Annotated in this window: 11 protein-coding genes; 4 read left to right on the top strand and 7 right to left on the bottom strand. The window is 70.2% G+C overall.

Annotated features, from left to right (window positions below; translation table 11 throughout):
* Positions 1 to 16 precede the first annotated feature (16 nt).
* The 7 genes from tpiA to tsaD all read right to left on the bottom strand — a co-directional run bounded on the left by tpiA (position 17) and on the right by tsaD (position 8,422).
* Positions 17 to 766: a triose-phosphate isomerase gene (gene tpiA, locus A9O67_RS08270; protein ID WP_082955455.1), complete on the bottom strand. Its 750-nt coding sequence runs from the start codon at positions 764 to 766 to the stop codon at positions 17 to 19.
* Between the two features lie 14 nt (positions 767 to 780).
* Positions 781 to 1,782, bottom strand: a complete 1,002-nt coding sequence (locus tag A9O67_RS08265) for an NAD(P)H-quinone oxidoreductase (protein WP_068609886.1) — start codon at positions 1,780 to 1,782, stop codon at positions 781 to 783.
* A 40-nt stretch (positions 1,783 to 1,822) separates the two neighbouring features.
* Positions 1,823 to 3,949 (bottom strand): polyribonucleotide nucleotidyltransferase, encoded by a 2,127-nt coding sequence (gene pnp, locus A9O67_RS08260; RefSeq protein WP_068609166.1) that lies wholly within the window; start codon positions 3,947 to 3,949, stop codon positions 1,823 to 1,825.
* Between the two features lie 255 nt (positions 3,950 to 4,204).
* A complete protein-coding gene (rpsO, locus tag A9O67_RS08255; protein ID WP_068609165.1) occupies positions 4,205 to 4,471 on the bottom strand; it encodes a 30S ribosomal protein S15 in 267 nt (88 codons plus the stop codon).
* A gap of 127 nt (positions 4,472 to 4,598) precedes the next feature.
* Positions 4,599 to 5,789: a pyridoxal phosphate-dependent aminotransferase gene (locus A9O67_RS08250; RefSeq protein ID WP_068609162.1), complete on the bottom strand. Its 1,191-nt coding sequence runs from the start codon at positions 5,787 to 5,789 to the stop codon at positions 4,599 to 4,601.
* A 37-nt stretch (positions 5,790 to 5,826) separates the two neighbouring features.
* On the bottom strand, positions 5,827 to 7,161 hold the full coding sequence (locus A9O67_RS08245) for a branched-chain amino acid ABC transporter substrate-binding protein (RefSeq protein WP_068609160.1): 1,335 nt from the start codon (positions 7,159 to 7,161) through the stop codon (positions 5,827 to 5,829).
* Positions 7,162 to 7,363: 202 nt separating this feature from the next.
* Positions 7,364 to 8,422, bottom strand: coding sequence for a tRNA (adenosine(37)-N6)-threonylcarbamoyltransferase complex transferase subunit TsaD (gene tsaD / locus A9O67_RS08240; protein WP_068609158.1), 1,059 nt, complete (start codon positions 8,420 to 8,422; stop codon positions 7,364 to 7,366).
* A gap of 56 nt (positions 8,423 to 8,478) precedes the next feature.
* Here tsaD and A9O67_RS08235 point away from each other — a divergent pair, with 56 nt between their 5' ends.
* The 4 genes from A9O67_RS08235 to A9O67_RS08220 all read left to right on the top strand — a co-directional run bounded on the left by A9O67_RS08235 (position 8,479) and on the right by A9O67_RS08220 (position 13,123).
* On the top strand, positions 8,479 to 9,759 hold the full coding sequence (locus tag A9O67_RS08235; RefSeq protein WP_068609156.1) for a nitrate regulatory protein: 1,281 nt from the start codon (positions 8,479 to 8,481) through the stop codon (positions 9,757 to 9,759).
* Between the two features lie 311 nt (positions 9,760 to 10,070).
* Complete coding sequence (locus A9O67_RS08230; RefSeq protein ID WP_082955454.1) at positions 10,071 to 11,378, top strand: CmpA/NrtA family ABC transporter substrate-binding protein; 1,308 nt, start codon at positions 10,071 to 10,073, stop codon at positions 11,376 to 11,378.
* A gap of 18 nt (positions 11,379 to 11,396) precedes the next feature.
* Positions 11,397 to 12,317, top strand: coding sequence for a nitrate ABC transporter permease (gene ntrB, locus A9O67_RS08225; RefSeq protein ID WP_068609154.1), 921 nt, complete (start codon positions 11,397 to 11,399; stop codon positions 12,315 to 12,317).
* A complete protein-coding gene (locus tag A9O67_RS08220) occupies positions 12,314 to 13,123 on the top strand; it encodes an ABC transporter ATP-binding protein (RefSeq protein ID WP_068609152.1) in 810 nt (269 codons plus the stop codon). The genes ntrB and A9O67_RS08220 overlap by 4 nt, the downstream gene beginning before the upstream one ends.
* Positions 13,124 to 13,148 lie beyond the last annotated feature (25 nt).

The raw sequence follows: 13,148 nt of genomic DNA, 5'->3' as shown, positions 1-13,148 counted from the left end.
GATCGGTGCGCCCCGCTCAGGGCGCCGCCGCGATGATGTGGAGGAACTCATGGGCCTTGAGCGAGGCGCTGCCGATGAGTCCCCCGTCGATGTCGGGCTGGGCCAGCAGCGCGGCCGCGTTGCCCGCGTTCATGCTGCCGCCGTAGAGGATGCGCACCCGCCGGTCACTGGAGGCCGCCGCCCGCAGCTGCGCGCGCAGCACGGCGTGCACCGCCTGGGCCTGCTCCGGCGTAGCGGTGCGCCCCGTGCCGATGGCCCACACCGGCTCGTAGGCAACCACGATTTCGGTGACGCAATGGCCCACGGCATGGATGACCGCGGCGAGCTGGCGCTTGACGACCAGTTCGGTGTCGCCCTGCGCGCGCTGGGCCTCGGTCTCGCCGACGCACACGATGGGGGTGATGCCGCAGGCCAGCGCCCGCTGCGCCTTGCGGGCCACGGTCTCGTCCGTCTCGCCATGGTACTGGCGCCGCTCGGAATGGCCGACGATGACCCAGCGGCAGCCGAAGTCGCGCAGCATCGTCGCGCTCACCTCGCCGGTGTAGGGGCCGGCCTCGTGCGCGGAGACGTCCTGCGCTCCCCAGGTCACAGGGCCGCCGGCGCACAACGCCTGCGCCTGCGCCAGATACGGCGCCGGCACGCACACGGCCACATCGGCGCGCGCACCGGCCGCCAACCCGTCGCGCAACGCGCGCAGCAGCGCGTCGTTGTCGGCCAGGTTGCCGTGCATTTTCCAGTTGCCCGCGATCAGCTTGCGCACCCCAATCCTCCTGCGCGGCGTCAGGCCGCGGCACCCGACCAGTCGAGCACGATCTTGCCGATGTGCTGGTTGCTCTCCATGAGGGCATGGGCGTGCGCCGCCTGCCCGGCCGGAAAGACGCGGTGCACCACCGGGCGGATGGCCCCGCGTTCGATGAGCGGCCAGACGTGCTGGCGCAGTTCGCGCGCGATGGCGGCCTTGAACGCGACCGACCGCGGACGCAGGGTGGAGCCGGTGATGGTCAGGCGCCGGCGCAGCACCTTGCCCGCGTCGAAGGCCGCCTCGGTGCCGCCCTGCACCGCGATGATGACCAGCCGCCCGTCCTCGGCCAGACAGTCGATCTCCCGCGCGACGTAGGGGCCCGCGACCATGTCGAGGATCACATCGACGCCCCGCCCGCCCGTCAGCCGCGCCACCTCGGCCACGAAGTCCTGGCTGCGGTAGAGGATGGCGTGGTCGGCACCCAGGCGCACGCAGGCCTCGGCCTTTTCGGCCGAGCCGACCGTCACCAGCACGCGCGCGCCCATGGCGCGCGCCATCTGGATGGCGGTCACGCCGATACCGCTGGAGCCCCCCTGCACCAGCAGGGTCTCACCGGCCTGCAGGCGGCCACGGTCGAAGACGTTGCTCCAGACGGTGAAGAAGGTTTCCGGAATGCCCGCGGCCTCGACATCGCTCCAGCCGCGCGGGACGGGCAGGCACTGGCCGATCGGGGCGACGCAATACTCCGCGTAGCCCCCGCCGGCCACCAGCGCACAAACGCGATCGCCGATGCGCAGGCCCGCGGCCTCCATCGCCTCGACGTCGCCGCTGTCGATGACGCCCGCCACCTCCAGCCCCGGCAGATCGGGCGCGCCGGGCGGCGGGGCGTACTGGCCACGCCGCTGCAGCACATCGGGCCGGTTGACGCCCGAGGCGCTGACGCGGATGCGCACCTCGCCCTCGCCTGCCTCCGGGCGCGGACGCTGCACCAGGCGCAGCACGTCCGGCGCCCCGTAGGCGGAAATCTCGATCGCGTGCATCAGCGGGGCCACGGGACACCTCCTGCCGGCCAAACCCGGCTCACTGCTGTTGCTGCTGCTGGGCGGCCGACTCGCCACGGTCCAGCAGGGCCTTCATCGACAGCTTGATGCGGCCCTTGTCGTCGGTCTCCAGCACCTTGACCTTGACGATCTGACCTTCCTGCAGGAAGTCCGACACCTTCTCGACGCGCTGGTGCGCGATCTGGCTGATATGCAGCAGACCGTCCTTGCCGGGCAGGATGTTGACCAGGGCGCCAAAGTCCAGGATCTTGGTCACCGGGCCTTCGTAGATCTGACCGACCTCCACCTCGGCGGTGATCTCCTCGATGCGGCGGCGCGCCTCGGCCGCGCGATCGGCGTCGGTGGAGGCGATGGTGATGGTGCCGTCCTCGGCGATGTCGATCGTCGTGCCGGTCTCTTCGGTCAGCGCGCGGATGGTGGCGCCGCCCTTGCCGATCACGTCGCGGATCTTCTCCGGGTTGATCTTCATGGTGTACAGGCGCGGCGCGTAGGCCGAAATGTCCTCGCGCGCGCCGGCGATGGCGCCTTGCATCTTGTCCAGGATGTGCAGGCGCGCCTCCTTGGCCTGCGCCAGCGCCACCTGCATGATCTCCTTGGTGATGCCCTGGATCTTGATGTCCATCTGCAGCGCCGTGACGCCCTGCGTGGTGCCGGCGACCTTGAAGTCCATGTCGCCCAGGTGGTCCTCGTCACCCAGGATGTCGGTCAGCACCGCGAACTTGTTGCCTTCCTTGATCAGGCCCATGGCGATGCCGGCCACGTGCGCCTTCATCGGCACGCCGGCGTCCATCAGCGCCAGACACCCGCCGCAGACGGTGGCCATCGACGAGGAGCCGTTGGACTCGGTCACCTCGGAGACGACGCGGATGGTGTACGGGAACTCGTCCTTGCTCGGCAGGCAGGCCACCAGCGCCCGCTTGGCCAGACGGCCGTGGCCGATCTCGCGCCGCTTCGGCGCACCGACCCGCCCCGTCTCGCCGGTGGCGAACGGCGGCATGTTGTAGTGCAGCATGAAGCGGTCCTGGTACTCGCCCGACAGCGCGTCGATGATCTGCGCGTCGCGCTCGGTGCCCAGGGTGGCGATCACCAGCGCCTGCGTCTCGCCGCGCGTGAACAGCGCCGAGCCGTGCGTGCGCGGCAGCACGCCGGTGCGGATCTCGATCGGGCGCACGGTGCGCGTGTCGCGGCCGTCGATGCGCGGCTCGCCGTTCAGGATCTGCTGGCGCACGATGCGCGCCTCGATCTCGAACAGCAGGCCGTCGACCTTGACCTCGTCGAACGCCATGCCCTGCTCCGTCAGGCCCGCCTTGACGGCGGCATAGGCCTCGCGGCAGGCCTGGGTGCGCGCCTGCTTGTTGCGGATCTGATAGGCGGCGCGCAGCCGCTCCTCGCCCAGCTCGGTGACCTTGGCGATCAGCGCCTCGTCGCGCGCCGGCGGCTGCCAGTTCCAGGCCGGCTTGCCGGCCGCGCGCACCAGGTCGTTGATGGCGGCGATCGCGATGTTGCCCTGCTCGTGGCCGAAGACGACCGCGCCCAGCATCACTTCTTCGGTCAGCTGGTCGGCTTCCGACTCCACCATCAGCACCGCCGACTCGGTGCCCGCCACGACCAGATCCAGGCGCGAATTGGCCTTGTCCGCCGGGCTGGGGTTGAGCACGTACTCGCCGTTGATGTAGCCGACGCGCGCGGCGCCGATCGGGCCGTTGAACGGGATGCCGCTGATGGCCAGCGCGGCGCTGGAGGCGATCATCGCCGGGATGTCGGCATCGACGTCCGGGTTGAGCGACAGCGTGTGGACGACGATCTGCACCTCGTTGAAGAAGCCGTCCGGGAACAGCGGCCGGATGGGGCGGTCGATCAGGCGGCTGGTCAGCGTCTCGTACTCGCTCGGGCGGCCCTCGCGCTTGAAGAAGCTGCCGGGGATCTTGCCGGCGGCGTAGGCCTTCTCGACGTAGTCCACCGTCAGCGGGAAGAAGTCCTGGCCCGGCTTGGCCTCGGGACGGGCGACGACGGTGGCCAGCACGACGGTGCCGTCCATGTCGAGCAGCACGGCGCCGGTGGCCTGGCGGGCGATCTCGCCGGTCTCCATCGTGACCGTGTGACGGCCCCATTGAAAGGTCTTGGTGTGTTTCTGGAACAGGCTCATGGATGCAACTCCTGGAGAGGATGGCCGCCAGCGTCAGAACACGATGCCATTCCAGCGCGGCCCCGAACGACGGGACGGCAGTGGAATGACACAGCTTCGCTCTGGGCCGCTGAGGCCGCAAAGCCCTCAGGCCGGATCGGCCGTCAGGCGGGAAAAACGGTCATGATGCAACAAAAAGCGCCCTGGACCGACGGCCGGCCCCGGGCGCTTGGCGTGCATGGCGGGCATACACCCGATGACGTGGCCGATCGCCGATTACTTGCGCAGGCCCAGCTTCTGGATCAGCGCGACGTAGCGGTCGGCGTCCTTGGCCTTCAGGTAGTCGAGCAGCTTGCGGCGGCGGCTCACCAGCTTGAGCAGGCCGCGGCGGCCGTGGTGGTCCTTGGCGTGGGTCTTGAAGTGGGGGGTCAGCTCGTTGATGCGGGCCGTCAGCAGCGCGACTTGGACCTCGGGGCTGCCCGTGTCGTTGGGGCCGCGGGCGTTGTCGGCGATGACTTTGGCTTTGACGTCGGAAGCAATCATGGATACCTCGAATAAACATGCGACCTGCCGCAGGTGAGCGCTGATCCGACCATGGGATGGCAACCATGGGACGGCGCGTTGCCGCAGCGGGCGTGGTGCGCCCCGCACGACGCAGGGCAGCCGCGCATTATAGCCGCAACCACTCCCGCAGGCGGTCGACGCCCTGCTGCAAGCGCGCCGGATCGCGGCTGGCAAAGCACCAGCGCAGCCACCCCCGGCCGGCGTCGCCGAAGGCGCTGCCGGGCGCCAGACCCAGGCCCGCCTCCCGCACGAGCTGCTTGGCCAGGGCCAGGTCGTCGTCGCCCCGCCCGGACAAGCGGAAGAACACATACATGCCCCCCGGGGGCGGCGCCGCCTGCACGCCGGGCAGCGCCGTCAACGCCGCCAGCAGGGTGTCGCGCCCCTGTCGAAAGCGCGCCACCAGCGGCGGCACCCGCTCGTGCGCCTGTTGCAAGGCCGCCAGCGCCCCCCGCTGGACGAACACCGGCGCGCAGCTCGTGTTGTACTCGACCAGCTTGCCCAGCGCGTGGGTCAACGAGGGCGGCAGCACCAGCCAGCCTAGGCGCCAGCCGGTCATCAAAAAGCTCTTGGAGAAGCTGTGCGCGACGATCAGCCGATCCTCGGGTTGGGCCAGATCGAGAAAGCTCGGCGCACAGGCGGCGTCGCCGGCGCCTTCGCCATCGGGGTAGTACAAACGCTCGTACACCTCGTCGGCCACGATCCATGTCCCGGTGCCGCGACAGTGGGCCAGAATCGCCGCCTGCTCGCGGGCATCGAGCGTCCAGCCCGTGGGGTTGTTGGGCGAGTTGACGACCAGCAGCCGGGTCGCCGGGGTGATGGCGCCCAGCAGCGCGGACAGGTCCAGCCGCCAGTGGCCGTACGCGTCCGGCGCCAGCGACACGGTGCGCACCCGCGCCCCCAGAATGCGCGGCTGGGCGACCAGATTGGGCCAGGCCGGCTCGACGACGACCACCTCGTCACCCGCATCGACCAGCGCCTGGGCCGCCAGCATCAGCCCGTTGACGCCGCCGGACGTGACCGCGATCCGGCCAAACCAATCGGCGGCCTGACGCGACTGGGCCGGATGGGTGTGCGCCATATAGGCGGCAATCGCTTCACGCAGTTCCGGCAACCCCAGGTTGTGGGCATAGAAGGTCTCGCCCGCCTGCAACGACGCGATGGCCGCGGCGCGCACGACCTCGGGCGTGACCTCGTCGCTCTCGCCAAACCAGAAGCGCAGCACATCGGGGCGGCCCAAGCCGGCGTTGGCCACTTCCCGGATGCGGGATTCTTCGAGCGCGGCGACGACGGAACGCATGGCGAACAAACTCCTTCGGGCCGCGCGCGGCCCGGCTTCAGGGACGGGTCATCCGGCAGGTGTGGGGTTGCTCGGCCGCGGCGGCGTCCAGCCGCTGCAGCACCCGAAAACCATACCCCGACCCCTCGACGTCGAACGGCACGCCGGGGGCGCCCTGCCGGTCCATGACGGCGACCATCAACGGCTGCTGGGCCTGGTGGTCGGCCGCCCGCATGCGCAGGCGCTGCCCGGCCAAGGCGACGTCCGCCTGCTCCAGCGCCCGCGCGATGCGCGCCGCCCCCGGCAGTGTAGCCGCACCGCCCGCTGCGCCCCCCGTGCGAGCAGCGGATTCGATGGCCTGGGCCAGCGCCTCGACCATGAGCTGCATGCGCATGTGCAAATAGTCGTCCGCGGGGTTGGGGAAGCGCTGGCGAAAAGCCTCGTAGAAACGGTGCGACTCCGCGCCCGGCGCGTTGGGGAACCAGTCCGCCACCGCAATCACCTTGCCGATGCCCGCGTCGCCGATGGCGGCGGGTGCCCCCAGCGCATTGCCGTAGAAGGTGTAGAACTTGCCTTCGAAGCCCACCTCGCGCGCGGCGCGCACCAGCAGCGTCAGGTCATTGCCCCAGTTGCCCGTGATGACCGCCTGGGCACCGCTGGCCTTGATCTTGGTGACATAGGGCAAAAAATCCTTGATGCGCGCCATCGGGTGCAGCTCCTCCCCCACGATGCGCACATCGGGGCGCTGCAGGGCAAGCTGGCGCCGGGCCTCGCGCAGCACCGCCTGGCCAAAGCTGTAGTCCTGCCCGATCAGGTAGACGCTGCGCACCTCGGCGTCGGCCTTGAGCACGCTCATCAGCGCCGCCATGCGCATGTCCGCGTGGGCGTCGAAGCGAAAGTGCCAGTAGCTGCAGCGCTCGTTGGTCAGAATGGGGTCCACCGCCGAGTAGTTGAGGAACAGCACCTGCCGCTGCGGCTCGCGCTCGTTGTGGCGGTTGATGGCCTCGATCAGGGCCGCGGCCACCGCGGACGAGTTGCCCTGCGCGATCAGCGTGATGCCATCGTCGAGCGCGGCCTGCAGCGCCGACAGCGCCTCCTGCGGCTGCCCTTTGCTGTCGTAGCGCACGATCTGCAGCGGCCGGCGCACCCCGGGGGCGACTTCGATGCCGCCCCGGGCGTTGACGCGCTCGGCCGCCCAGACCAGGTTGCGAAACACCGCCTCGCCGGTGTTGCCGAACGGGCCGGACAGCGTTTCGATCAGCGCCAGCCGGATGGCCCCGTCCCCGCGCCCCGCCGCGGACTGGGCGGACACTGCCCCCATCCACCCCGCCAACCCCAGTGCGCCGGCGCGCACCAACCATTGCCGCCGTCCGGCGTCCCATTCATGCGTCATGTGTTCGATTCCTTTCTTGGTGCCGTATCCGTCGGATCGCGGCGCGGGATCGCCCCCGCGCGTCGCTCTCCGGTGCGGGGTGGATTCTAGCGGGAAAACCCGGTCGTAATTCATAATTACGAAGCATTGCCGACAGCGGTCATCGTCGGGTCGCGCCGCCCGTCGGACGGCGCCTGCCGCGAGCGAGCTGCCCCCGGGGCGGCTACTCGGCCACCGCGTCGGGGGCGAGGGCCACGGCCTCCAGCGGCCAGCGAGGCAGGACGTCGAAAGCCCACGCCCGATCCGCGGCCGACCACGCACCCACTTGCCAGCGCATCGCGGCGGCCAGCGCGATCATGGCCCCGTTGTCGGTGCACAAGGCAACCTCGGGGTAATGCAGCCGCCAGCCGTGGCGCGTGGCCGCTTCGCCCAGTTGGGCGCGCAGACGGCGGTTGGCGCCCACCCCGCCGGCAACGACCAGGCGGTTCAAGCCCGTGGCCTTCAGCGCCGCACGCGCCTTGTGCACCAGCACATCCACGATGGCCGCCTCGGTCGCCGCAGCCAGGTCCGCCTTGCGCGCCTCGAGCGCCGGGCCCAGCTTGCGCGCCTGGGTCAGCACCGCCGTCTTGAGCCCGGCGAACGAAAAATCCAGATCGCCGCTGTGCAGCAGCGGCCGGGGCAGCGCAAAGGCGGCGGGGTCGCCCTGCTCGGCGAGGCGCGACAAGGCCGGGCCGCCCGGGTAGCCCAGCCCCAGCACCTTGGCCGATTTGTCGAACGCCTCCCCGGCGGCGTCGTCGATGGTCTCGCCCAGCAGGTGGTAGCGCCCCACGCCGTCCACGCGCATCAGCTGCGTGTGCCCGCCCGACACCAGCAAGGCGACGAAGGGAAAGGCCGGTGGATCGGCACTCAGAAAGGGCGACAGCAGATGCCCTTCCAAATGGTGCACACCGACCGCGGGCACGCCCAACGCGGCCGCCAAGGCGCAAGCCACACCCGCCCCCACCAGCAGCGCACCAGCCAGCCCCGGGCCACGGGTGTAGGCGACGGCATCGATGGCGTGCAGCGCCACCCCGGCCTGGGCCATCGCGGCCTCGGTCAGCGGCAGCACGCGGCGAATGTGGTCGCGGCTGGCGAGTTCCGGCACCACACCGCCGTAGTCGCGGTGCATGGCCACCTGGCTGTGCAGCGCCGCGCCCCGCAGCCGCGGCACGCCCTGCGGTGCCGCCTCCACGAGCGCGACACCGGTCTCGTCGCACGACGATTCGATACCCAAGATCAGCATGACGGCGAGTGTAAGGGGCCGCGCACACGGGCATCGAACTTGCTTAGCACCCGACCATGGATCGAACGCTGCATTGGCTGCGTGCCGCCCGCCACGCCCTGGTGGCCGAGCTGCGCCAACTGGTGCACACCAGCCAGCTGCTGCGGGCCACGACGGCGCTGGTGCACCAGCTGCAACGCGAGCGAGGTCTGTCCAACCTCTACCTCGGCAACGCGGCGGCGGGCTGGCACGACGCGCTGCAACGCCAGCTCGAGGCCACCGACCAGGCATGCGCAGCCTTTCTGGCCGAACTGGACAGCCTGGAACCAGGCTCGGGCGCCGCCGGCCTGCAGCGCGCGCGCCTGCTGACCGACCTGGCCCGCGTGCACCAGGGTCTGCAGGCGCTGCCCTGGCTGCGCCGGCGCGTGCGCGAGCACGGCTGCAGCCCGCGCTGGGCCACGCAGGCCTACGTGCGGCTGATCCAGACCCTGCTGTCGATGGTGTTCGAGGCGGCCGACGCCGCGCAGGACCCCGACATCTCGCGCTGTCTGGTGGCGCTGTACCACCTGGTGCAGGGCAAGGAGCTGGCCGGACAGGAGCGGGCCTGCGGGGCGGCGGCGTTCGCGCGCGGAGCCATCGAAGCCGACGAGCAGCAGCTGTTGCTGCATCTGATCGAAGCGCAGCAACGCAGCCTGGAAGTGGCCGCCAGCCTGACCTCCCGCGAGCTGACCGAGGCGCTCGACGGACTGCCCCAACAGGCCGAACTGGTGCGCCTGGAGCGGCTGCGGCGACAGTTGACCAGCGCCCTGCCGGGAGCCCCGCTCGACCGCAGCAGCAGTGCCGCATGGTTTGCGGCCTGCACGGCGCGCCTGGACGCGCTGCACGAATTGGAAGAGCGCCTGGTCGGCGAACTGCGCGCGCTGTGCGAGCACAAATGCGAGCTGGCGCAACGGGCCTGCGACGAGCTGTCCGTGGCGCAGCTGAACACGCGGGCCGACGATGCCGCGGAAGCGGCCTTTTTCGAGGCCGACGACGCCGCCGGCGCGGGACTGGCACTGCCGCCGCTGCCGGCCTGGCCACACACCGGCAGCGGCTGCGTGCTCGACGTCATCGAGACGCAGGCGCGCCAGCTGCAGCAGGTCACCGCCGAGCTGGAAAAGGTACGCCACAACCTGCAGGAGCGGCGCCTGATCGAACGCGCCAAGGGCTTGCTGATGGCGCACCAGGGGCTGACGGAAGCCGAGGCGCACCACCGCCTGCGCCAGATGGCGATGAACCAGGGGCGTCGGCTGGCGGAGGTGGCGCAGGCCGTGCTGTCGGCCGCCGAGCTGCTGCCGGCGCAGCGCTCGCGGGCTTGAGAGTCCCAAAGTCGCGCAGCGATGCGCCAGCGCGGCGCAGCGGATGCACCGCCGCAGTGCGGATGGACGCCCGCGATCCGACCCCTTCGCGCCGATGGGGGGCGGTGCACCCTGCACCGCGCCGCAACACGCGCGGTCCATGCAACTGGCACGGATCATGCTTCACATTGGTCAAGCGCTGGTCACCAATGGCGGTCGACCAGTCGGCGGCGGACAACGGCGTCCTTTCACGCTCGGCCCCACAGGGCCGCGATGGAAGGGCGCCTTTTGTTTTTCCCCGTTTTTCTGGCCTTGCAAGAGGAGTTGGCACCATGACCCTGCCCCCCGTTCACGACGATTCCGCGCGGACCGCGGCGCAACCCGCCCGGGCCGAACCCACCGCGGCGCCCCGCCCCGACCGCCGCCGGCTGCTGCGCCAAGCCGCCGCAGCCGGCACGGCTGCCCTGTTCGGCACGCTTGGCCACCATGGCGTCTGGGCCGCCGGCTCCGATGCGCCAGAGAAGAAGGAAGTCAAGATCGGCTTCATCCCCCTGACCGACTGCGCCAGCGTCGTCATGGCCTCGGTGCTGGGCTTCGACCAGAAGTACGGCATCAAGATCGTGCCCTCGAAGGAAGCGTCCTGGGCCGGAGTGCGCGACAAGCTCGTCAACGGCGAGCTGGACATGGCGCACGTGCTCTACGGGTTGCTCTACGGCGTGCACCTGGGCATCGGCGGGCCCAAAAAGGCCATGGCGGTGCTGATGACGCTCAACCACAACGGCCAGGGCATCACGCTGTCGAAGGCGCTGGCCGACAAGGGCGCCAGCGATCTGAGCAGCCTGGCGCGGCTGATTAAGAGCGACAAGCGCGACTACACCTTCGCGCAGACCTTTCCGACCGGCACGCACGCGATGTGGCTGTACTACTGGCTGGCCAGCGGCGGCATCCATCCGCTCAAGGACGTCAAGGTCATCACGGTGCCGCCGCCGCAGATGGTGGCCAACATGCGGGTGGGCAACATGGACGGCTACTGCGTCGGCGAGCCATGGAACCACCGTGCAATCATGGATGGCATCGGCATTTCCGCCGCCACCACGCAGGATATCTGGAAGGACCACCCGGAAAAAGTGCTGGGCACCACCGCCGACTTCGTGCGGCAGTACCCCAACACCTGCCGCGCCGTGATCATGGCGGTGCTGGAGGCCGGCCGCTGGATCGACAGCGGTCTGCAGAACAAGCTGAAGATGGCCGAGACGATCGCCGACAAGGCTTACGTCAACACGAGCGTGGACGTCATCAACCAGCGCATCCTGGGCCGCTATCAGAACGGCCTGGGCAAGACCTGGGACGACCCCAACCACATGAAGTTCTTCAACGACGGGGCGGTCAACTACCCGTACCTGTCCGACGGCATGTGGTTCCTGACCCAGCACAAACGCTGGGGCCTGCTGAAGGAGCACCCGAACTACCTGCAGGTCGCGCGCGACATCAACCAGACCGAGCTGTACCGGCAGGCGGCCAGCCAGCTCAAGGTCAACGTGCCCAAGAGCGAGCTGCGCTCGAGCAAGCTCATCGACGGCGTGGTGTGGGACGGCAAAGACCCGGCGCGCTACGCCGATGCCTTTGCCGTCAAGGCCTGACGGCCGGGAGACGAGATCATGGTCGCTGCCGTATTTCACTTGCCTGCGCTGGAGGAGACGCCCCCAGCCGACCAGCCTGCCGCGGTGCCCGCCAGCCCGCGGCCGAAGGCCGAACAGCCTAGCGCCCCCCAGGTGAGCCCCCCGCCGAGCGCGCGCCGCCCCTGGCCGGCGGCGCTGACGCGCGCGCTGGCCGGGGCCTGCGGCCTGGCGCTGCTGGTGGGTATCTGGGGCCTGCTGACCCGCGAGGGCGGCACGTTTCCCACACCGCGTGCCACCTTCGATGCCGCCGCGGCCCTGTTTGCCGATCCGTTTTACCGCAACGGCCCCAACGACCAGGGCATAGGCTGGAACGTGCTCAACAGCCTGCAGCGCGTCGGCCTGGGCTTCGGGCTGGCGGCGCTGGTGGGCATCCCGTTGGGCTTTGCACTGGGCAGCTCGCGTTGGCTGGCGGCGATGTTCGCGCCGCTGATCGCGCTGCTGCGCCCGGTCAGTCCGCTGGCGTGGCTGCCGATCGGGCTGCTGGTGTTCAAGAGCGCCAACCCGGCGGCCATCTGGACCATCTTCATCTGCTCGATCTGGCCGATGATCATCAACACCGCCGTGGGCGTGCAGCGCATTCCGCAGGACTATCTCAACGTGGCGCGCGTGCTGGATTTGCCGGGCTGGACGGTGCTGACGCGCATCCTGCTGCCGGCCACGCTGCCCTACGTGCTGACCGGCGTGCGCCTGAGCGTGGGTACGGCCTGGCTGGTCATCGTCGCCGCGGAGATGCTCACCGGCGGCGTGGGCATCGGCTTCTGGGTGTGGGACGAGTGGAACAACCTCAACGTCCAGCACATCCTGGTGGCGATTTTCGTCATCGGCTTCGTCGGCCTGGCGCTGGAGGCGCTGCTGGTGCGCCTGGCCTCGGCCTTCACATACGACGAGGTGCGCTCATGAGCCCGCAAGACGCCAAGTACATCGAGATCCAGGGGGTCGGCCAGGTGTTTCGCACCCCGCGCGGGCCGTTCGTGGCGCTGCGCGACATCGACCTGACGATCGCCAAGGGCGAGTTTGTGACCCTGATCGGGCATTCGGGTTGCGGCAAATCGACCCTGCTGAACCTGATCGCGGGCCTGGCGCGCCCGACCCAGGGGGTGCTGTTATGCGCCGGGCGCGAGATCGCCGGCCCCGGGCCCGAGCGCGCGGTGGTGTTCCAGAACCACTCGCTGCTGCCGTGGCTGACGTGCTTCGACAACGTTTACCTGGGCGTCGAGCGCGTCTTTGGGGCGAGCGAGTCCAAGGCGCAGTTGCGGCAGCGCACCCAGGCGGCGCTGGAACTCGTGGGGCTGGCGCACGCGGCGCACAAGCGGCCGGGCGAGATCTCCGGCGGCATGAAGCAGCGCGTCGGCATCGCGCGCGCCCTGGCGATGGAGCCGCGGGTGCTGCTGATGGACGAGCCGTTTGGCGCGCTGGATGCCCTGACGCGCGCGCGGCTGCAGGACGAGCTGCTGGAGATCGTGGCGCGCACGCGCAGCACGGTGGTCATGGTCACGCACGACGTCGACGAGGCGGTGCTGCTGGCCGACCGCATCGTGATGATGACCAACGGCCCGGCGGCCACCATCGGCGAGGTGCTCGAAGTGCCGCTGCCGCGGCCGCGCCAGCGCTTGCGACTGGCCGAGGACCCGGTCTACCTGCGCTGCCGCAAGGCGGTGCTGGACTTCCTCTACACGCGCCAGGGGCACGTGGAAAAGGCGGCTTAGCCACCCCCGATCCCGCGGCGGGGTG

This window comes from Tepidimonas fonticaldi, from assembly GCF_001675355.1.
GTDB classification, from domain to species: domain Bacteria; phylum Pseudomonadota; class Gammaproteobacteria; order Burkholderiales; family Burkholderiaceae_C; genus Tepidimonas; species Tepidimonas fonticaldi.
The sequence above is the reverse complement of the archived record's forward strand: the minus strand, read 5'-3'. Positions and strand labels throughout refer to the sequence as shown.

Bases quoted from the DNA above. Each gene is read 5' to 3' on its own strand.
- A9O67_RS08250 (WP_068609162.1), bottom strand. From the start codon at position 5,789: ATGCGTTCCGTCGTCGCCGCGCTCGAAGAATCCCGCATCCGGGAAGTG.
- A9O67_RS08235 (WP_068609156.1), top strand. From the start codon at position 8,479: ATGGATCGAACGCTGCATTGGCTGCGTGCCGCCCGCCACGCCCTGGTG.
- A9O67_RS08245 (WP_068609160.1), bottom strand. From the start codon at position 7,161: ATGACGCATGAATGGGACGCCGGACGGCGGCAATGGTTGGTGCGCGCC.
- ntrB (WP_068609154.1), top strand. From the start codon at position 11,397: ATGGTCGCTGCCGTATTTCACTTGCCTGCGCTGGAGGAGACGCCCCCA.
- A9O67_RS08230 (WP_082955454.1), top strand. From the start codon at position 10,071: ATGACCCTGCCCCCCGTTCACGACGATTCCGCGCGGACCGCGGCGCAA.
- A9O67_RS08220 (WP_068609152.1), top strand. From the start codon at position 12,314: ATGAGCCCGCAAGACGCCAAGTACATCGAGATCCAGGGGGTCGGCCAG.
- tsaD (WP_068609158.1), bottom strand. From the start codon at position 8,422: ATGCTGATCTTGGGTATCGAATCGTCGTGCGACGAGACCGGTGTCGCG.
- A9O67_RS08265 (WP_068609886.1), bottom strand. From the start codon at position 1,782: ATGCACGCGATCGAGATTTCCGCCTACGGGGCGCCGGACGTGCTGCGC.
- rpsO (WP_068609165.1), bottom strand. From the start codon at position 4,471: ATGATTGCTTCCGACGTCAAAGCCAAAGTCATCGCCGACAACGCCCGC.
- pnp (WP_068609166.1), bottom strand. From the start codon at position 3,949: ATGAGCCTGTTCCAGAAACACACCAAGACCTTTCAATGGGGCCGTCAC.